The organism is Phenylobacterium sp. SCN 70-31, from assembly GCF_001724605.1.
Lineage (GTDB): Bacteria > Pseudomonadota > Alphaproteobacteria > Caulobacterales > Caulobacteraceae > Phenylobacterium.
Genome location: NZ_MEEX01000016.1, coordinates 40,186 through 56,915 on the forward strand (window position 1 = coordinate 40,186; position 16,730 = coordinate 56,915).

The following is a 16,730-nucleotide window of genomic DNA, read 5'->3' on the forward strand; positions in this document are numbered from 1 at the left end:
ATGAACGTCCCTGCCGAGGCCCCCGCCGACTGCCCGCTCTGTCCGAGGCTGGTGACCTATCGCGAGGCCAACAAGGTCTCCGTGCCGGGCGGATTCAACGGGGCGGTGGCGTCGTTCGGCGATCCGGACGCGAGGCTCTGCGTGGTGGGGCTGGCCCCCGGCCGGATGGGCGCCAACCGTACGGGACGGCCGTTCACGGGCGACGGCGCCGGCTGGATGCTCTACGAAACCCTCCTGAAGACCGGCTTCGCCCGGGGCGCCTATGCGGCGCGGCCGGACGACGGCCTGGAACTGATCGACTGCATGATCACCAATGCGGTGCGATGCGCGCCGCCCGGGAACAAGCCCGAGACCAAGGAAGAGGCCAACTGCCGTCCGTTCCTCGCCAGCCGGCTGGACGCCCTGCCCCGGCTGAAGGTGATCGTCACCCTGGGCGACGTCTCTCGGCGCAACGTGCTTCGCGCGCTGGGCCTGAAGGCGTCGGCGGGAATTCCCGGACACGGCAGCGAGTTCGAGGCCGGCCCCTACACGGTTCTGAACAGCTATCACTGCTCGCGGCTCAACACGAATACGGGCCGACTGACCGCCGAGATGTTCGAGGCGGTGTTCCAGCGGGCGCGGACGCTGATCGACGCGGCATGACGGCGGCCCGCGGCCGAACATGACCCGATAGAATTGACCGGCGCCGTGGCGCCGATAGGGTTCGGTCCCGCCTCCACATCATGGACGTCCCGGTGCATCGATCCCTTCCGGCCGGCCTCGCCGCCGCGCTCCTCGCCTCTTCCGCGCTCGCCGCCCCGCCGAAACCCGACCCGGCCCTGCACGCCGAGGCGCTGGAGATCCTGACGAAGGGCATCGGCTATCGCACCGTCGCGGGAAGCGACCAGTTCGTCCCCTACGCCGAGTTCCTGAAGTCGAAGCTGGTGGCCGGTGGCTTCTCGCCCGCCGAGGTGACCATCGAGCCGTTCGCGGACTCGGCGCTCCTGATCGCGCGCTATCCCGGCAAGGACCCGAAGAAGCCGGCCATCGTGATCTCGGGCCACATGGACGTGGTCGAGGCCAAGGCCGAGGACTGGACGCGCGATCCGTTCACCGCGGTGGTGGAGAACGGCTACGTCTACGGGCGCGGCGCCTCGGACAACAAGTTCGACGTCTCGGCCATAATCGCCGTGCTGGCGAAACTGCGGTCCGAGGGCTGGAGGCCCGGCCGGGACGTGGTGCTGGCGCTGTCGGGCGACGAAGAGACCAACATGGCCACCACCGCCGAACTCGCGCGCCGGCTGAAGGGCGCGGAGATGGTGCTGAACATCGACGGCGGCGGCGGCCTGCTGAAGGCCGGCCAGGCCGTGGGCTACGGAATCCAGGGCGCCGAGAAGACATACGCCGACTTCACCGTCACCTTCACCGACCCTGGCGGGCATTCCAGCCGGCCGACGCCCACCAATGCGATCTACCGCCTGTCGAAGGCGCTGGAGCGCATCGCGGCCTACCGCTTCCCCACCCAGTGGAACGAGATCACGCTGCAGTCCGCGGCGGCGCAGGCCGACAGCACGCCGGGCGAACTGGGGGTGGCGCTGAAGCGCTTCGTGGCGGACCCGAAGGACGCGGCGGCGGTCGAGATCCTGTCGGCCGACCCCAACACCAACCCCAGCCTGCGCACCACATGCGTGGCGACCATGCTCCAGGCCGGGCACGCCCCCAACGCCCTGCCCCAGCGGGCCCAGGCCACGGTGAACTGCCGCATCTTCCCGGGCACGCCGTCCGAGAGCGTGCGGCGGACCCTGGTCGAGGTGATCGGTGATCCCACGGCGGTCGTCACCCGGCTGGAGGACGGCTCGGTGGACAGCCCCGCCTCGCCGCTGCGGGCCGACGTGATGGCCGCGGTGAAGAAGGCGGTGCACGCGCGCTATCCCGGCGTTTCGATCGTGCCTGCCCAGTCGGCCGGCGCCACCGACAGCATGCACTTCCGCGCCGTGGGCATCCCCAGCTACGGCGTCTCGGGGATGTTCACCGAACCTGGCGAATCGTTCGCCCACGGCCTGAACGAGAAGGCGCCGCTGGCGACCCTGGACGGAGCCCTGGCGCACCACATCTCACTGCTCAAGGACCTGGCGAAGTAGGCCCTCGGAAAAAGCCCTTCCGTTTCCGTCGCGGCGCCATGCCTATCCTTCCGGAAACACGTCACCAGCACGTGGGGAGGATTGCGATGCACGACCTGATCATCCGTGGCGGGACCATCGTGGACGGAACGGGCGAGGCGCCCTTCGCGGGCGACGTGGCCATCGACGGCGACCGGATCACGGCGGTGGGCCGGGTCGAGGGACCGGCGAGGCGCGAGATCGACGCCACGGGCCTGATCGTCACGCCCGGCTGGGTGGACATCCATACCCACTACGACGGCCAGGCCACCTGGGACCCTGTGATGGCGCCGTCATCGTGGCACGGGGTGACGACGGCGATCATGGGCAACTGCGGCGTGGGCTTCGCGCCCGTGCGGCCCGGCCAGGAGAATTTCCTCATCGAGCTGATGGAGGGCGTGGAGGATATTCCCGGTTCGGCGCTTGCCGAGGGCATCGACTGGAAGTGGGAGAGCTTCCCCGAATACCTGGACGCCCTGGAGGCCAAGCCGCGCGCCATCGACGTGGGCACGCACGTGCCGCATGCCTCGGTGCGGGCCTATGTGCTCGGCGACCGCTGCAACACCGACTACGAGCCCGACGCCGACGAGATCGCCGAGATGGCGCGCCTGGTGCGGGAGGGCGTCGAGGCCGGGGCGCTGGGCTTCTCCACCTCGCGCACGCTGCTGCACAAGGACCTCAAGGGCGTCCACATGCCGGGCACCTTCGCCGGCTCGGACGAGATGCTGGCGCTGGGACTGGCGCTCAAGGGCCTGCGCCACGGCGTGTTCGAGATGGTCTCGGACCACCTGGGCGACGACGACGAGTGGATGTGGGTCAAGGGCTTCGCGCAGGAGACCCGCCTGCCCGTCACCCTGGTCGCCACCTCGGCCGGCGCCTACGAAGGCGACAAGATGTACAACATCGCCGAGGAGAGCCGGCGGCACGGCATGGACATCCGGCCCCAGATCGCCGGGCGCCCGACGGGCATCCTCCACGGCCTCACCTCCAGTTTCCACGTCTTCATGGCCAGCCCGACCTGGAAGGCGAAGCTGGCGGACGCGCCGCTGGACGAACGGCTGGCGCTGATGAGGACGCCCGAGATCCGCGCGGCCCTGCTGTCCGAGGACAGCCCGCTGATCCGCGCGGCGGTGGGCGACGGCGTCGCCGGCGACCTGGCCGTGGCGTTCGGCGGCAGCCTGCTGTGGCGGGTCTTTCCGCTGGGCGAGCGGCCCAACTACGAGCCCGACCGCGAGCAGAGCGTGGCGGGCCTGGCGGCGGCGGCCGGCGTCTCGCCGCTGGAGACGATGTACGACCTGCTGCTGCGCGACGAGGGCCGCGAGTTGTTCTACCAGCCGCTCGGCGGATACCAGACCTACAACTTCGACTTCTTCCGCAAGAACATGCAGCACCCCAACGTGCTGTTCGGCCTGTCGGACGGCGGCGCGCACTGCGGCGTGATCGCCGACGCCGGAATGCCGACCTTCATCCTCAGCTACTGGGCGCGCGACCGGGTGAAGGGCGACCGCTTCCCGCTGGAGTTCCTGGTGCGCAAGCTGACCAGCGACACGGCGCGGGCCTATGGCCTCAACGACCGCGGCCAGGTGAAGCCCGGCCTGCTGGCGGACCTGAACCTCATCGACTTCGACAAGCTGGATCTCCACCGGCCCGAGGCCATCCACGACCTGCCGGCCGGCGGGCGGCGACTGGTGCAGAAGGCCGAGGGCTATCGCTACACGGTGAAGTCGGGCCAGGTGACCTTCGAGGACGGCCGGCACACGGGCGCCCTGCCCGGCGGCCTGGTGCGCGGCGGCCGCGAAGCGGTGATCCTGCCGCTGGCGGCGGAGTAGGCGTGGGGCGGCGGTCGCCGTCTCTCCCGCCCACGGGGCGAGGCAGGCCTCACCGCCAGTAGCGGTACCGCCAGGCCTCCTCGAAACCCGCGCGGCGGTAGAGGTTCTGGGCCGGATTGCCCTCCTCCACCTGGAGGAAGACGCGCGAGACCTGGCGAGCCTGGGCCGCGGCGCCGAACAGCGCCAGGAGGCGGCTGGCGAAGCCCGAGCCACGGCGATCGAGCGCCGTGCGCATGCCGTGGACGCCCGCCCAGCCGTGACCGAAGCTGACCACGCCGACCGCCACCGTGCGCCCAGCCTCCCGGACCGCGCCGTAGAGGGCGTCGGGCGATTCGGTCAGCCGGCGGACGCGGTGCGCGCCATCCTCGGGATCGAAGCCCTCGCCCAGGAACACCTGGCCCCACGCCTCGTCCGGCCTGTCCAGAAGATCGGCGAAGGGCACGGCGATCTCGGCCACGCTGCGGGCCGGCGCCACCATGACCAGGGTGGGCTGCTCGCTGGCGAAGCCCCGGCGGGCGATGTCGGCCGTCACCGCCTTGAGGCCGGGCGCCTCGGCGACGCGGAACGCCGGCGGAAGCCCGCGCTGGCGATAGGCGGCCTCGACCTCGCCCACCTGCCCGGCGTCGATGTCGTGCGACAGGGGCGCGGCGCTCTTGGCCCGCCCGACCGTGCCGGCGTCCAGCGGGACCAGCCAGGGCCCGATCTCCAGCACCTCCGGCGGGGCCACCGCCTCGATGGTGGCGCGCTCCAGACTTTCGACGTCGGCAGGGGTGAAGTTCGTCATTCCACGTCTTCCTCCCCCTCACAGGAGGAGGCTGCAGTTTACGCGCAGGGACACGTCAGCCCTTCTCCCGCAGGAGCCGGGCCTTGTCGCGCTTCCAGTCCCGTTCGGCGGCGACTTCACGCTTGTCGTGCGCCTTCTTGCCCTTCGCCAGCGCGATCTCGAGCTTGGCCAGCCCCTTGTCGGACCAATAGAGCTTCGTCGGCACCAGGGTGCGCCCGTCGCGCTGGACGGCGCCGATCAGCCGGTCGATCTCGCGACGCTTGAGCAGCAGCTTTCGATGGCGGCGGGGCTCGTGGTTGAAGTGCGGCCCGGCCTGGGCGTAGGGCGGGATGTCGGCGTTGACGAGCACGATCTCGTCCCCCTCCACCGCCGCATAGCTCTCGGCGATGTTGGCCTTGCCGTTGCGCAGGGACTTCACCTCGGAGCCGGTCAGGGCGATGCCGGCCTCGAACGTCTGCTCGAGGAAGTAGTCGAACCGGGCGCGGCGATTCTCGGCGATCAGTTTCCCTGCCATGTCAGCACTTCATGCGGATCAGTCGACGAGGCCCGCATCGCGCATGGCGGCCAGGACCTCGGTGCGAGCGGCCTCGGAGCACGGGACGATCGGCAGGCGGGTCTCCTCGCCGCAGAGGCCCAGGTGCGCGAGCGCGAACTTGGTGGGGGACGGCGAGGCGTCGGTGAAGAGGGCCTTGTGCAGGCGGACCAGCCGGTCCTGGAGCTGAAGCGCGCCAGCCCAGTCCCCCGACAGCGCGTCGTTGTGGAACTGGGCGCAGAGATCGGGCGCGACGTTGCAGGTCACCGAGATGCAGCCGTGCCCGCCGTGGGCCATGTAGCCCAGGGCCAGCGGATCGTCGCCCGAGAGCATCACCCAGTCGTCGCCGCAATGGAGCCGCTGGAAGCTGGCGCGGACGATATCGCCGCTGGCGTCCTTGATACCGACGATGTTGGGCAGCTTCGACAGCCGGTAGACCACATCGTTCGAGATATCGACGCTGGTGCGGCCGGGCACGTTGTAGACCAGCACGGGAAGCTGCACGGCGTCGTTGATCGCCTTGTAGTGGGCGTACAGCCCCTCCTGGCTGGGGCGGTTGTAGTAGGGCGTCACCACCAGCGCCGCATCGGCGCCGATGGCCTTGGCGTATCGCGTCAGCTCGATGGCCTCGGCGGTGGAGTTCGAGCCCGTGCCGGGAATCACCGGCACGCGGCCCCGCGCCGTGCTGACGCACAGCTCCATCACCCGACGATGCTCGTCGTGGTTGAGGGTCGAGGCCTCGCCGGTGGTGCCGACGGGCACGAGGCCGTGGACGCCCCCGGCGATCTGACGCTCGACGAGGGCGACGAAGGCGTCCTCGTCCACCTCGCCGTTGCGGAACGGAGTCACCAGCGCCGGAAGGACGCCGCGGAAGAGAGGTTCGGACATGCGTGGGTTCGAAAAGCAAAAAGCCGTGAAAATGCCGCCGTGTGAGGCGACGTTCAGATTTGCGCGGACAATATGTTGCCGTGGGCGTCGCCCGCAACGCTGATTCCTGTCATCCCCGGTCGGGGGGAGTTCGTTTGGATACCAGAATTCGTAACGCCCTGCTCGCCGGTTGCGCCATCCTGGTGGCGACGACCGTGGCCCGCGCCCAGTCTCCCAATCCCGCGGGCGACCCGATCGGCGACCTCCTGGGCGGCGCGCCGCTGCCCGCAGCCCCCCAGCCCTACACCGCGATCCGCCCCAGCGGCGGTCCGGTGAGCGCCAGCGACCAGACGCTCCTGGCCCAGGGACTGGCGGCCGCGCGGCGCAGCGACACGGCGGGCGCCCGCAACGCCATCGCGGGCCTGTCGAACCCCGTCGCACGCCAGATCGTGACCTGGGCTCTGGTGGACACAAGCGCCAACATGCTGGGCTTCGCCGAACTGGACGCCGCCCGGCGCGACCTGGCGGACTTCCCCCGGGCCGGTCGGCGCCAGATCGCGGCCGAACGCGTACTGGAGACTTCGGGCAAGTCGCCCGCCGAGGTGGTGGCGTGGTTCGAAGGCCTTCCACCCGAGAGCCCTCAGGGGGCGATGGCGCTGGCGTCGGCGCTGCGCAGCCTCGGACGGGGCGCCGAGGCGCAGACGCTGATTCGCAGTTGGTGGCGGGACCGCAGCTTCGAGGCCGACGTCCAGCGCACGCTGCTGACGCGGTTCGGCGACATGCTGGGACCGGACGACCACGCCCGGCGGGCCGACATCCTGCTGTACGGCGCACAAGGCCCCGCCGCGCGCGACATGATCGCTCTCCTGCCGCCCGACCGCCAGACGATGGCCCAGGTGCGCATCGCGCTGCGCGGCGATTCCGAGGCCGGCTACGGCGCGCTTTCCGCCGCCGACCAGCGGAGTCCAGGCGTGGCCTTCGAGCGCGTGGGCTTCCTCCGACGCAAGGGCCGCGAGGCCGAGGCCATCGCCCAACTCGCGCACGCCCCGCGCGAGGTGGCGACCGCGGAACAGGCCTCGCGCACTTGGAAGGGCGACCGCTACCGGCTGACGCTGTCGTCGATCCGCGCAGGCGACTGGCGCAGCGCCTATGCAGCGGCGGCCAACACCGGCCTGACCCAGGGGGCCGACGCGGCCGAGGCCGAGTTCTACGCCGGCTGGATCGCGCTCACCCGGCTGAAGGATCCCACGTCGGCGGCCCGGCACTTCGCGGCCATCGAACGGATCGGATCGTCGCCCATCACCCGCAGCCGCGCGCTCTACTGGCAGGGCCGGGCCGCCGAGGGCCGTGGCGACGCCACCGCGGCCGACAACTTCTACGCCCTGGCGGCCGAACACCCGACCGCCTTCTATGGCCAACTCGCGGCCGAGAAGCTCCGCCTGCCGATCACCCTGCCGAAGGACCCCACGCCGACCGCCGCCGAGCGGGCGCGGTTCGAGAGCCGGCCGGCGGTGAAGGCCATGCGCCTGCTGGCCGAGCAGAACCAGATGGACCTGTTCCGGGTGTTCGCGCTGCACCTCGACGACACCCTGCCCGACCGGGCCGAAGGCGCGCTGCTGGTGGACGCCATCCGCGGCTACGGCGACCAGGACACCTCGATGAAGGCCGTCCGGGCGCTGGCGACGCGGAACCTCGTGCTGATCGATCGCGGCTATCCCGTGCGCGCCACACCGGAGGTGCCCGGCGCGCCGGAACCGGCGCTGATCCTGGGCATCACCCGCCAGGAGAGCGGCTTCGACCCCAAGGTGCGCTCGCACGCGGACGCGCGGGGGATGATGCAGCTCCTCCCCTCGACGGCGGCCACCGTGGCCCGCCGCATGGGCGTCGGCTATTCGGCGGCGATGCTCTACGAGCCCGACTACAACATGCGCCTGGGAACCAGTTTCCTCGGTCAGCTCGTGAACCAGTTCTCGGGGTCCTACATCATGGCGGCGGCCGGCTATAACGCCGGGCCCGGCCGCCCGCCCCAGTGGGCCGGGTTCTGCGGCGATCCTCGCGCCGGTTCGAACGACCCCATCGACTTCATCGAATGCATCCCGTTCTACGAGACGCGCAACTACGTGATGCGGGTGATGGAGAACATGGTCGTGTATCGCGCCAAGCAGAACGGCGGGACCCTGCCGGCCACGCTCTCGGCCGACCTGCGGCGGGGTGGCTACGGCTATGCGGTGGCGCAGCAATCGACGCCGGCGGCGCCATAGGCGTCGTCGCGACGCCAGGGCATTCGCGACCGGCCGGGCTCAGTCGATGACCAGCCCGTGCAGCATCCCGTCCAGCGTGACTCCCATCAGCTCTTCGCGATCCGCCCACTCGAAGGTCGGCCGGCCGATGACCAGGGCCACCAGGCCGTGGCACGCCGTCCAGATCGCCTGGGCGGCCGTGTCGGCGTCGCCGATCCGGAGCCGGCCGGCGGCGGCGACCTCCTTCACCACGCCGGAGAAAGCCTCGTAGCATTCGCGGGCGAGGTCGGACGTCCGATCGGGCGACGGATCGGTCGAGGCGGGCGGCGTCGCGCAATAGACGAGGTGATAGGCGTTGGGATGCTCGAACCCCCAGCGCATGTAGGCATCCAGCATCATCCGCGTGCGCACCACCGGGTCCAGCGGCTTGGCCGCGATCTCGGTGTTGCTGCGCAACAGTTCGTTCAGCGTCCCCTCGACGATCTCGTGGAGGATGCAGGCCTTGTCGGCGAAGTGCATGTAGAGCGCGGTCGAGGACACGCCGACCTCGTCCGCGATCTTGCGGATGGTGGCGCCCTCGTAGCCCTCGGCGACGAAAATCCGCTCGGCGGCGGCCAGAATCTCGGCGCGGCGGAGGTGCCCATCGCCCTTCGCCTTGCGCGTGGTTTTCCGCGTCGCAGGCGCAACAGTGCCCATGAATCCTCCCCGCATACTCTAGCGGGGGGGAACGGACCCCAATTCCGCAACTGTGACAAGTCCTTGTCGGCCCACTGGACGCATAGCGCCCACTCCGCGTAAGGGGCCGGCATGAGCCCGCCCCTCGTCGCGCCCGAGCCCGCCGTGATGCGTACGGTCGGCTGGTCGGACTATGCGCTGCTGGATTCCGGCGGCGGCCGGAAGCTGGAGCGATACGGTCCCTATCGCGTCGTGCGGCCCGAACCTCAGTGTCTCTGGACGCCTCGCCTCCCCGAGAGCGCGTGGTCCTCGGCCGACGCGGTCTTCGATCCCAGCGACGAGGAGGACGCCGGCCGCTGGCGCTTCCGGGACAGGCCGCGGGAGGCCTGGCCGCTCGCCTGGGGCGATGTCCGGTTCCAGGGACGCTTCACGGCGTTCCGTCACCTCGCCTTCTTTCCCGAACAGGCGGCGAACTGGGCGTGGCTCGACGGAAGAGTGCGGGCGTCCGCGGGCGCGCCGCGGGTGCTGAACCTGTTCGGCTACACGGGAGTGGCCAGCCTGGCGATGGCCGCCGCAGGCGCCGCGGTCACCCACGTGGACGCCTCGAAGAAGGCCGTGGCGTGGGCGCGCGAGAACGCGGAGCTATCCGGCCTTTCCGACCGGCCTGTCCGATGGATCGTCGAGGACGCCAAGAAGTACGTCCAGCGTGAGGCCCGGCGGGGATCCCGGTACGAAGGGATCGTCCTCGACCCGCCCAAATATGGCCGTGGCCCCGATGGCCAGGTCTGGCGACTGTTCGAGGATCTCCCTGAGCTTGCCCGCCTATGCGGTGAACTTCTCTCGGAAAACGCCCGCTTCCTGGTTCTCAACGCCTATGCCGAACGGATTTCGGGCGCGGCGCTGGCCGGTCTCCTGGCCGAAGTGCTGGCCGACCGGGGCGGTCGCATCGAATGGGGCGAACTGGCGCTCGAGGAGGAACGCGGCGACCGCGCCATCGGCATGAGCTTCTACGCGCGGTGGTCGGCTTGAGCGCGCGGACGATCACCTCGCTCCAGAACCCGACGGTCAAGGCCGTCCGCGCCCTGCACATGCGCAAGACCCGCGACGAGACCGGCCTGTTCCTGGCGGAGGGCCTCAAGAACGTCATCGAAGGGATCGACACGGGCCATCCGCCGCGCGTCCTCCTGCACGGCCCCGACGCCATGTCGCACCCGATGATGCGCAAGGCCGCACAGGCGACGCTGGCCGCACGTGGCGAAGTGATCGAGGTGTCGCACGACATCCTGGCCAAGGTGTCGCGCCGCGAGAACCCCCAGGCGGTGGTGGGCGTCTTCCGCCAGGCGTTCACCGCGCTCGACAACGTGCAGCCCGGCCCGGCGCGGTGCGTGGTGGCCCTGCACCGCGTACGCGACCCCGGCAATCTCGGCACGATCGTGCGGACCGCCGACGCGGCGGGATGCGGCGCGGTGATCCTTGTGGGCGAGTGTTGCGATCCCCACGCGGTGGAGGCGGTGCGGGCCACCATGGGCTCGATCTTCGCCGTGCCGCTGGCCAGGGCGGGCGAGTCCGAGTTCGCCGCCTGGCGTGCCGGCTGGACGGGCTCGGTGGTCGGCACCCTGCTCTCGGCCTCGGTCGATCACCGGGCGGCGACCTATGCGAAGCCTGCGCTGGTGCTGATGGGCAACGAGCAACAGGGCCTGCCGCCCGAGATGGCGGCGCTCTGCGACGTGAACGTGAAGATCCCGATGCGCGGCCGCGCCGACAGCCTCAACCTGTCGGTGGCGACGGGGGTGATGATCTACGCCGCGACGAACTGATCGTTCGACGGTTTACATCCCCGCGCGCCGCCCCGAAGATCGTTCCGTCGGCTATCGACCGACCGATGGCTCAAAAATGATTTCAGGGCGGAAATGCGGATGGCCGAAATCACTTCGTCTGACACCCCCTCCGCGGCCGCTTCGCCGGCCGTGACGACGCCGAAACCCTCGCTGTGGACCAAGCTGGCCTACGGTTTCGGATCGGTCGCCTACGGGGTGAAGGACCAGGGCTTCAACTATTTCCTGCTGCTCTTCTACAGTCAGGTGATCGGACTGGACGCGCGCCTCGTCGGCTTCGCCATCACGGCCGCCCTGGTCCTGGACGCCATCAGCGACCCCGTGGTCGGCTACTGGTCCGACAATTTCCGGTCCAGATGGGGCCGGCGGCACGTGTTCATGTACGCCTCGGCGATCCCCGTGGCGGCGACCTACTTCCTGCTGTGGAACCCGCCGGAAGGCCTCTCCCAGATGGCCCTCTTCTGGTACCTGCTCTGCATGGCGGTGCTGATCCGGACCTCCATCACCTTCTACGAGACGCCCAGTTCGGCGCTCGCCCCCGAACTCTCGGACGACTACGACCAGCGCAGTTCGCTGCTCAGCTTCCGCTACTATTTCGGCTGGAGCGGCGGCAACGCCATGTCGGTGCTGATGTTCATGGCGGTGTTCCCCGCCTTCGCCACCGCCACCATCGCCAACGGCCAGTTCAACCGCGACGCCTACGCTCTCTATGGCGTCATCGGCTCGGCGCTGATCTTCGTCGCCATCCTAGTTTCCGCGCTGGGAACCCATTCGCGGATTCCCCACCTCAAGCCGCCACCGCCGAAGCGCCGCATCACCCTGATGGCCATCTTCCGCGAGATCTTCGAGACCCTGGCGAACCGCTCGTTCCTGGCGCTCTTCGTCGCCGCGATGCTCGGCGCCGTCGCCACGGGCCTCTCGGCCGCCCTGGCCTTCTACTTCTCCACCTATTTCTGGGGCTTCTCGCCGCAGCAGATCGGCCTGATCACCATGAGCGTCTTCGTCTCGGCGATCATCGGCTCGGTCCTGGCGCCGATCGCGACGCGCACCCTGGGCAAGAAGCGCGGCGCCATGATCATCGGCTTGATCGCGTTCCTTGGCGCGCCTCTGCCCATCGTCCTGCGGCTGATGGGCGTCCTGCCGGACAACGGTCATCCGCTCGTGTTCGCGCTGGTGCTCGGGACGACCATGATCGACACCGGGCTGATCATCTGCTTCCAGATCCTGTCCGCATCGATGCTGGCCGACCTCGTCGAGGCGGCGGAACTGAGGACCGGGCGACGCTCGGAAGGCGTCTTCTTCGCCGCCTCCACCTTCATCCGGAAGTCGGTGCAGGGCCTGGGCGTGATCACCGCGGGCTTCGTGCTGACGGCGGCGCAGTTCCCGGCCGGCGCATCTCCGTCCGAGGTGCCGCAGGACGCGCTCCTGCGTCTCGGGACCTACTACGTCCCGACCATTCTCTGTCTGTGGATGGCGATGATGGCGGTGATGGCCACCTACAAGCTGAGCCGCGAGGGGCACGAGGAGAACCTGCGCCAGCTCGCCGCCAAATCGGCCGGAGATTCGAAGGCCGACTGACGCCGGGGTTTCGCAACCCCGACGCCGGCATGGCCACGCGCGACAAAGGCCGTCGCGGGGCGGATCGGGCGATCTAGGCCGTCACAGCCACCCGCCGCCGCTGGCGCAGCATGGCGCCGGCGGCGCCGAAGCCCACGATCATCAGAGCCCAGGCGCCAGGCTCTGGCGCCGCCGCCATGACCGAAGGGGTCAGTTCCAGGCGCCAGCCCCCGTAGACGCCGGAGACGCCGCCCGACGTGTCGGCGGCCTTAAGGGTCCAGGTCCCGGCCGAGTTCAGGCCGTTGAACGCGCCGAGCGCCTGGAAGGGCCGATAAACCGCGATGTCGACCAGCGGGAAGCTGGTGATGGCGGTGGCCGCGGCGTCGTCGAAGGTGAGCGTGTCACGCAGATAGCTGTTGAAGCCATGGTTCCGGAAGAGCTGGACCACCACGTCGCCCTTCGAGAGGAAGAACTGCACATCGCCCGAGAAGTTGTGCGACAGCCCGTCGATGCTGAGGTTGACGTCGTCGATCAGGAACGAGTCCGCGATCTCGATGGTGGAGAGCGTGAAGCTGTTGTCGGGAATCAGCGCGCCGGCGCCGCTGTAAGTCACGGTCGTTGCGGCGGCGGCCGGGCTGGCGAGGATCGCGGCGACGGCAAGCGGGGCGGCCACGAAGGGCGACAGGAAACGGATCATTCTCGGATAACTCCAATGAGGTGGGTTCAGCAGCCCTTCTGGGCGTGCAGGTCGGTGAGGCGGGTGAGGCGTTGGCTCTCGACGCTGGCGTCGACGGCCTGGCCGGTGGGCGCGGGCGACGCGTCGTAGCCGCCGAAGCCGGGGGCGCCGAAGCCGGGCGCGCCGGCCATCATCTGCTGTTACATGGCCTGGGCCTGGACCTGGGCCTGAAGCGAACCCAGCGCCTGCTGGGCGATGTAGCCGCTCTGGCCCCCTCCCCCCAGGCCGCCCAGACCTCCGGGGCCGCCGCCCTTGCCCAGCACACCGCTGCTGCTGGCGATCTGAAGCGCCGTGCTGGCGAAGCCCAGCAGCTTGCGGCCGGACTCGGCGCGCTTCGCGGCCTTGGCCTTGGCCGACGACAGCGCGTTCATCTCGTCCGCGAGCGCCTGGCAGCTCATGTCGGCGTCGCCGGCGCGGACCAGCTCGACGGTGTCGGCCGAGGCCGAGGCGGTGGCGAGCAACGCCACCAGGACGCCGCACGCGAGGCGGCTGGATCGAAACATCTCGTGAAACTCCATGGAGCCGGTCCTGAGCCTGGAAACATCTTCCTCGGGGCGGACCCGGCCGTTCGATGGCCGCGGCTTCTGGCGACGCCCAGGGCGCCTGTCAGGTCGAATGCGCCGGACATGGCCAAGCCTGCGGTGGGCATGCCGGCTTTGCGCCGAACACCGCCCTGGATGCGGTGGAGACGGAGGCGCAGGCGCCGATCTGCGTCTATGGTCCCGCCGACCTCGCTTCCCGGGAACGCCATGAGCTTCGGCTGGACATCACTGTCGGATCGCACGCGGACCGCGCTCAGGGCCGCGATGGTGCTGTGGACGCTGGGCTACGCGCTGGTGATCGCCGTGATCACCATCTTCGGCGCCCGGACGGCGACCGTCGATCTGGCCATCAGCGCCGGCCTGTGGTGCGTCGCCGTGGCGCAGGCCGTGGCGCTCTACGCCCTGTGGCGGCGGATGGAGCGGCGCCCACCTGTGGGACGCTGGATCGCCATGCTGGGCGCTTGCCTCGCCGCGGCGGCGCTGCAGACCGCCATCGACATCAGCATCTACTATGCCCTCGCCCAGACGGTTCTGCCCGAGTGGTCGGACTGGGCGACGATGGAATCCGGACGGGTGGGCGGCGTCTGGATTCTCTACTCCTGGACCTTCCTCCTGAACCTCTCGCTCTATTGGGCGCTCAGCCTCAGCGAGCAGGCGCGCGAACAGGGCCGCCGGGCCGCCGAGGCCGAGGCGGCCGCCGAGCGGGCGGAACTCACGGCCCAGCGGGCGCAGCTCGCGGCGCTGCGCCTGCAACTGAACCCGCACTTCCTGTTCAACACCCTGAACGCGATCTCGACGCTGGTGATGGAACGTGACGTCTCCCGGGCGGATCAGATGATCGAGCGTCTGTCGGACTTCCTGCGCGCCTCGCTGTCGATGGACCCGGCCGCGACGATCCCACTGGGCGAGGAGATGGACATCGCCCAGGCCTATCTGGAGATCGAGGCCGTGCGCTTCGAAGGCCGCCTGGCGGTGGAGTTGGACTGTCCCGAGGCGCTACGGACGGCGCAGGTTCCCGGCTTCATGTTGCAGCCGCTCGTGGAGAACGCGATCAAGTACGCCGTGGCCCCGTCCCTGCGGCCCGTGACCGTCCGCGTGTCGGCGGCGTCGGACGGCGAGACGTTGATCCTGCGGGTGGCCGACGACGGCGATCCCGTCGACCCGGCCATGATCCTGGCCGGGGCTGGCGTGGGCCTGGCCAATACCCGGGCGCGCTTGAAGAACCTGTTCGACGAACGTGGAACGCTCTCCGCCGGCCCGCGCGACGGCGGCTATCTGGCGGAGATTCGCATGCCCCTGGTCCCGCGCCCGTCCGGCGCCCGCAGCGGAGTGGCGGCATGACGTTGCGGGTGGTCCTGGTGGACGACGAGCCGATCGCGCTGCGCCGGCTGGCCCTGGCGTTGCAGGACGTGGCGGGCGTCGAGGTGGTGGGCTCGGCGGGCGATGGCCTCTCAGCCGAGGCCCTGATCGCCGAAAAGAGCCCGGACGTGGTGATCCTGGACATCCAGATGCCGGGTCGGACGGGCCTGAGTCTCGCCGCCGCGCTGCCGGCCGAGAGTCGCCCCGAGGTGATCTTCGTCACCGCCTTCGAACACTACGCCCCCGACGCCTTCGACGTGGAGGCCGCCGACTACGTCCTGAAGCCCGTCCGCATCGACCGGCTGAGGCAGGCGATCGAGCGGGTGCGGCGGCGCCTGGCGCTGCGCGAAGCCGAGGCCAGCGTGGCCACTCTGACCGCCGAGATGGAGGCCCTGCATCGCCAGCGCCAGGGCGACGCCGACGACGGTCTGCCCAACGCCGTCTGGGCGCCGGCCAAGGGCGGCGACGTCCGGGTGACCGCCGCCTCCATCGTCTGGATCGAGGCGGCCGGGGACTATGTGATCCTGCACACGGCCCATCGCAGCCACATGCTGCGCGCCACTCTCACCGAACTGGAGAAGGTGTTCAGCCCCACCCTGATCCGGCGCGTCCACCGCTCGGCGATGGTGAACATGACCCTTGTCGAAGGCGTGAAGCGTCCGGGCCGCGGGGCGCTGACCCTGGTGCTGGAGGCCAAGACCGAGGTGCCGGTGGGCCCCAACTACACGCAGGCGGTCGCGACCGCGCTCAGGATCGAATGAGAGAGCGGGCCGGGCTCAGCGTGGAGGCGAGCCCGGCCTTTCGTCCCGCGTCCGGTGGCGGCCGGCGTCTCCACGGGGGAGTCGCCGGCGCCCGACGCGGACTTAGGCGGAGACCCGCGCGCCGATCCTGCGGCCGCGGATGGCGGCTCCGGCCATTCCGAAACCAAGGATCATGACGGCCCAGGTGGACGGTTCGGGAATGCCGCCCGTGATCGGCGTCGACACGTCGGCCGTGAAGCCGATGTTCTGGAAATCCACTTCCCGGTTGGAGCCGGTCAGGAAGGCCGTGACGTATCGGACGTTGAGCGGCGCAGCCAGCGCAATGTCCTCGGCCTTGATGCCGCCCGGACTTCCCAGGGCCGGGTTCACCGACAGCGATCCCACCAGGGCGTTGGCGCCGTTGTAGAACGTGAAGAGGATATTATCGACGTCGTAGCCTTCGGCCGTGTAGTTCCAGAAGTGGAGTGTCGAGATGTCGTACTCTTGCTGGAAGTCGAACAGCAGTTCGAGCCCACCGCCCACCGCGTCGGCGGTGAACCAGATGTGGGTGTTCTGGTCGTGAAACTCCTCGGCGTCGGCCGACGGCGCGTCGATGACCTTCTCGATGGTGAGGCCGGGACTGTTGGTAAAGGTGTTGTTGAAGGTGCCCGGCGACGTGCCCGGACCGACCGCGACCGTGATCAGATCCTTGTTCAGGTAGATGGCGGACATCGCCGGAGCGCCGAACGACAACGAAGCTGCGGCGACGAGACCGCCCAGAGCCAGGACACGCGAGGGGAGCATTATTCCCATCCTCATAGATTTGCGTGTCGACCAGACGTTAAGCCGCGTGATGGCTCGGGGTCAAGACTTGTAGAAGCGCGCTGCAAACCGAT

Annotated in this window: 17 protein-coding genes; 9 read left to right on the top strand and 8 right to left on the bottom strand. The window is 69.7% G+C overall.

Annotation, left to right across the window (positions count from 1 at the left end; genetic code table 11):
• The 3 genes from ABS78_RS13330 to ABS78_RS13340 all read left to right on the top strand — a co-directional run bounded on the left by ABS78_RS13330 (position 1) and on the right by ABS78_RS13340 (position 3,967).
• Positions 1 to 642, top strand: coding sequence for a uracil-DNA glycosylase (locus tag ABS78_RS13330; RefSeq protein ID WP_293379865.1), 642 nt, complete (start codon positions 1 to 3; stop codon positions 640 to 642).
• A gap of 92 nt (positions 643 to 734) precedes the next feature.
• Positions 735 to 2,120, top strand: a complete 1,386-nt coding sequence (locus ABS78_RS13335; RefSeq protein WP_293379868.1) for a M20/M25/M40 family metallo-hydrolase — start codon at positions 735 to 737, stop codon at positions 2,118 to 2,120.
• Between the two features lie 86 nt (positions 2,121 to 2,206).
• On the top strand, positions 2,207 to 3,967 hold the full coding sequence (locus ABS78_RS13340; protein WP_293379871.1) for a D-aminoacylase: 1,761 nt from the start codon (positions 2,207 to 2,209) through the stop codon (positions 3,965 to 3,967).
• Between the two features lie 49 nt (positions 3,968 to 4,016).
• Here ABS78_RS13340 and ABS78_RS13345 read toward each other — a convergent pair whose 3' ends face one another.
• Genes ABS78_RS13345 through dapA form a run of 3 tightly spaced genes read right to left on the bottom strand, consistent with a single transcriptional unit; the run spans position 4,017 to position 6,171 of the window.
• Positions 4,017 to 4,751 (bottom strand): GNAT family N-acetyltransferase, encoded by a 735-nt coding sequence (locus ABS78_RS13345; protein WP_293379874.1) that lies wholly within the window; start codon positions 4,749 to 4,751, stop codon positions 4,017 to 4,019.
• 55 nt (positions 4,752 to 4,806) lie between these two features.
• A complete protein-coding gene (gene smpB / locus ABS78_RS13350) occupies positions 4,807 to 5,265 on the bottom strand; it encodes an SsrA-binding protein SmpB (RefSeq protein ID WP_293379877.1) in 459 nt (152 codons plus the stop codon).
• Positions 5,266 to 5,283: 18 nt separating this feature from the next.
• A complete protein-coding gene (gene dapA / locus ABS78_RS13355) occupies positions 5,284 to 6,171 on the bottom strand; it encodes a 4-hydroxy-tetrahydrodipicolinate synthase (protein ID WP_293379880.1) in 888 nt (295 codons plus the stop codon).
• A 134-nt stretch (positions 6,172 to 6,305) separates the two neighbouring features.
• Here dapA and ABS78_RS13360 point away from each other — a divergent pair, with 134 nt between their 5' ends.
• Positions 6,306 to 8,411, top strand: a complete 2,106-nt coding sequence (locus ABS78_RS13360; protein WP_293379883.1) for a lytic transglycosylase domain-containing protein — start codon at positions 6,306 to 6,308, stop codon at positions 8,409 to 8,411.
• 39 nt (positions 8,412 to 8,450) lie between these two features.
• On the opposite strand, the gene ABS78_RS13365 is transcribed toward ABS78_RS13360, so the two are convergent.
• A complete protein-coding gene (locus ABS78_RS13365) occupies positions 8,451 to 9,086 on the bottom strand; it encodes a TetR/AcrR family transcriptional regulator (RefSeq protein ID WP_293379886.1) in 636 nt (211 codons plus the stop codon).
• Between the two features lie 111 nt (positions 9,087 to 9,197).
• Between ABS78_RS13365 and ABS78_RS13370 the strand changes: the two genes are divergently transcribed.
• From ABS78_RS13370 to ABS78_RS13380, 3 genes are all read left to right on the top strand, one after another.
• The gene (locus tag ABS78_RS13370) at positions 9,198 to 10,094 is read left to right on the top strand and encodes a class I SAM-dependent methyltransferase (RefSeq protein ID WP_293379889.1); all 897 of its coding nucleotides are present in this window, start codon (positions 9,198 to 9,200) and stop codon (positions 10,092 to 10,094) included.
• Positions 10,091 to 10,882 (top strand): RNA methyltransferase, encoded by a 792-nt coding sequence (locus tag ABS78_RS13375; protein ID WP_293379892.1) that lies wholly within the window; start codon positions 10,091 to 10,093, stop codon positions 10,880 to 10,882. Before ABS78_RS13370 ends, ABS78_RS13375 begins: the two co-directional genes overlap by 4 nt.
• 99 nt (positions 10,883 to 10,981) lie before the next feature.
• Positions 10,982 to 12,478, top strand: a complete 1,497-nt coding sequence (locus ABS78_RS13380; protein WP_293379895.1) for an MFS transporter — start codon at positions 10,982 to 10,984, stop codon at positions 12,476 to 12,478.
• A gap of 73 nt (positions 12,479 to 12,551) precedes the next feature.
• Here the strand turns inward: ABS78_RS13380 and ABS78_RS13385 are convergent, their stop codons facing one another.
• The 3 genes from ABS78_RS13385 to ABS78_RS13395 are packed head-to-tail and all read right to left on the bottom strand — an operon-like array spanning position 12,552 to position 13,696.
• Entirely contained in the window at positions 12,552 to 13,154 is a 603-nt protein-coding gene (locus ABS78_RS13385; protein WP_293379898.1) for a PEPxxWA-CTERM sorting domain-containing protein, read from the bottom strand.
• Positions 13,155 to 13,180: 26 nt separating this feature from the next.
• Positions 13,181 to 13,324, bottom strand: a complete 144-nt coding sequence (locus ABS78_RS13390; protein WP_293379901.1) for a hypothetical protein — start codon at positions 13,322 to 13,324, stop codon at positions 13,181 to 13,183.
• Between the two features lie 9 nt (positions 13,325 to 13,333).
• Positions 13,334 to 13,696, bottom strand: a complete 363-nt coding sequence (locus tag ABS78_RS13395; protein WP_293379905.1) for a hypothetical protein — start codon at positions 13,694 to 13,696, stop codon at positions 13,334 to 13,336.
• Positions 13,697 to 13,909: 213 nt separating this feature from the next.
• Between ABS78_RS13395 and ABS78_RS13400 the strand changes: the two genes are divergently transcribed.
• Both ABS78_RS13400 and ABS78_RS13405 read left to right on the top strand, forming a co-directional pair.
• A complete protein-coding gene (locus tag ABS78_RS13400) occupies positions 13,910 to 15,076 on the top strand; it encodes a histidine kinase (RefSeq protein ID WP_293379908.1) in 1,167 nt (388 codons plus the stop codon).
• Positions 15,073 to 15,855 (top strand): LytTR family DNA-binding domain-containing protein, encoded by a 783-nt coding sequence (locus ABS78_RS13405; protein ID WP_293379911.1) that lies wholly within the window; start codon positions 15,073 to 15,075, stop codon positions 15,853 to 15,855. The genes ABS78_RS13400 and ABS78_RS13405 overlap by 4 nt, the downstream gene beginning before the upstream one ends.
• 102 nt (positions 15,856 to 15,957) lie before the next feature.
• On the opposite strand, the gene ABS78_RS13410 is transcribed toward ABS78_RS13405, so the two are convergent.
• Positions 15,958 to 16,638 (bottom strand): PEPxxWA-CTERM sorting domain-containing protein, encoded by a 681-nt coding sequence (locus ABS78_RS13410; RefSeq protein WP_293379914.1) that lies wholly within the window; start codon positions 16,636 to 16,638, stop codon positions 15,958 to 15,960.
• Positions 16,639 to 16,730: the final 92 nt, after the last annotated feature.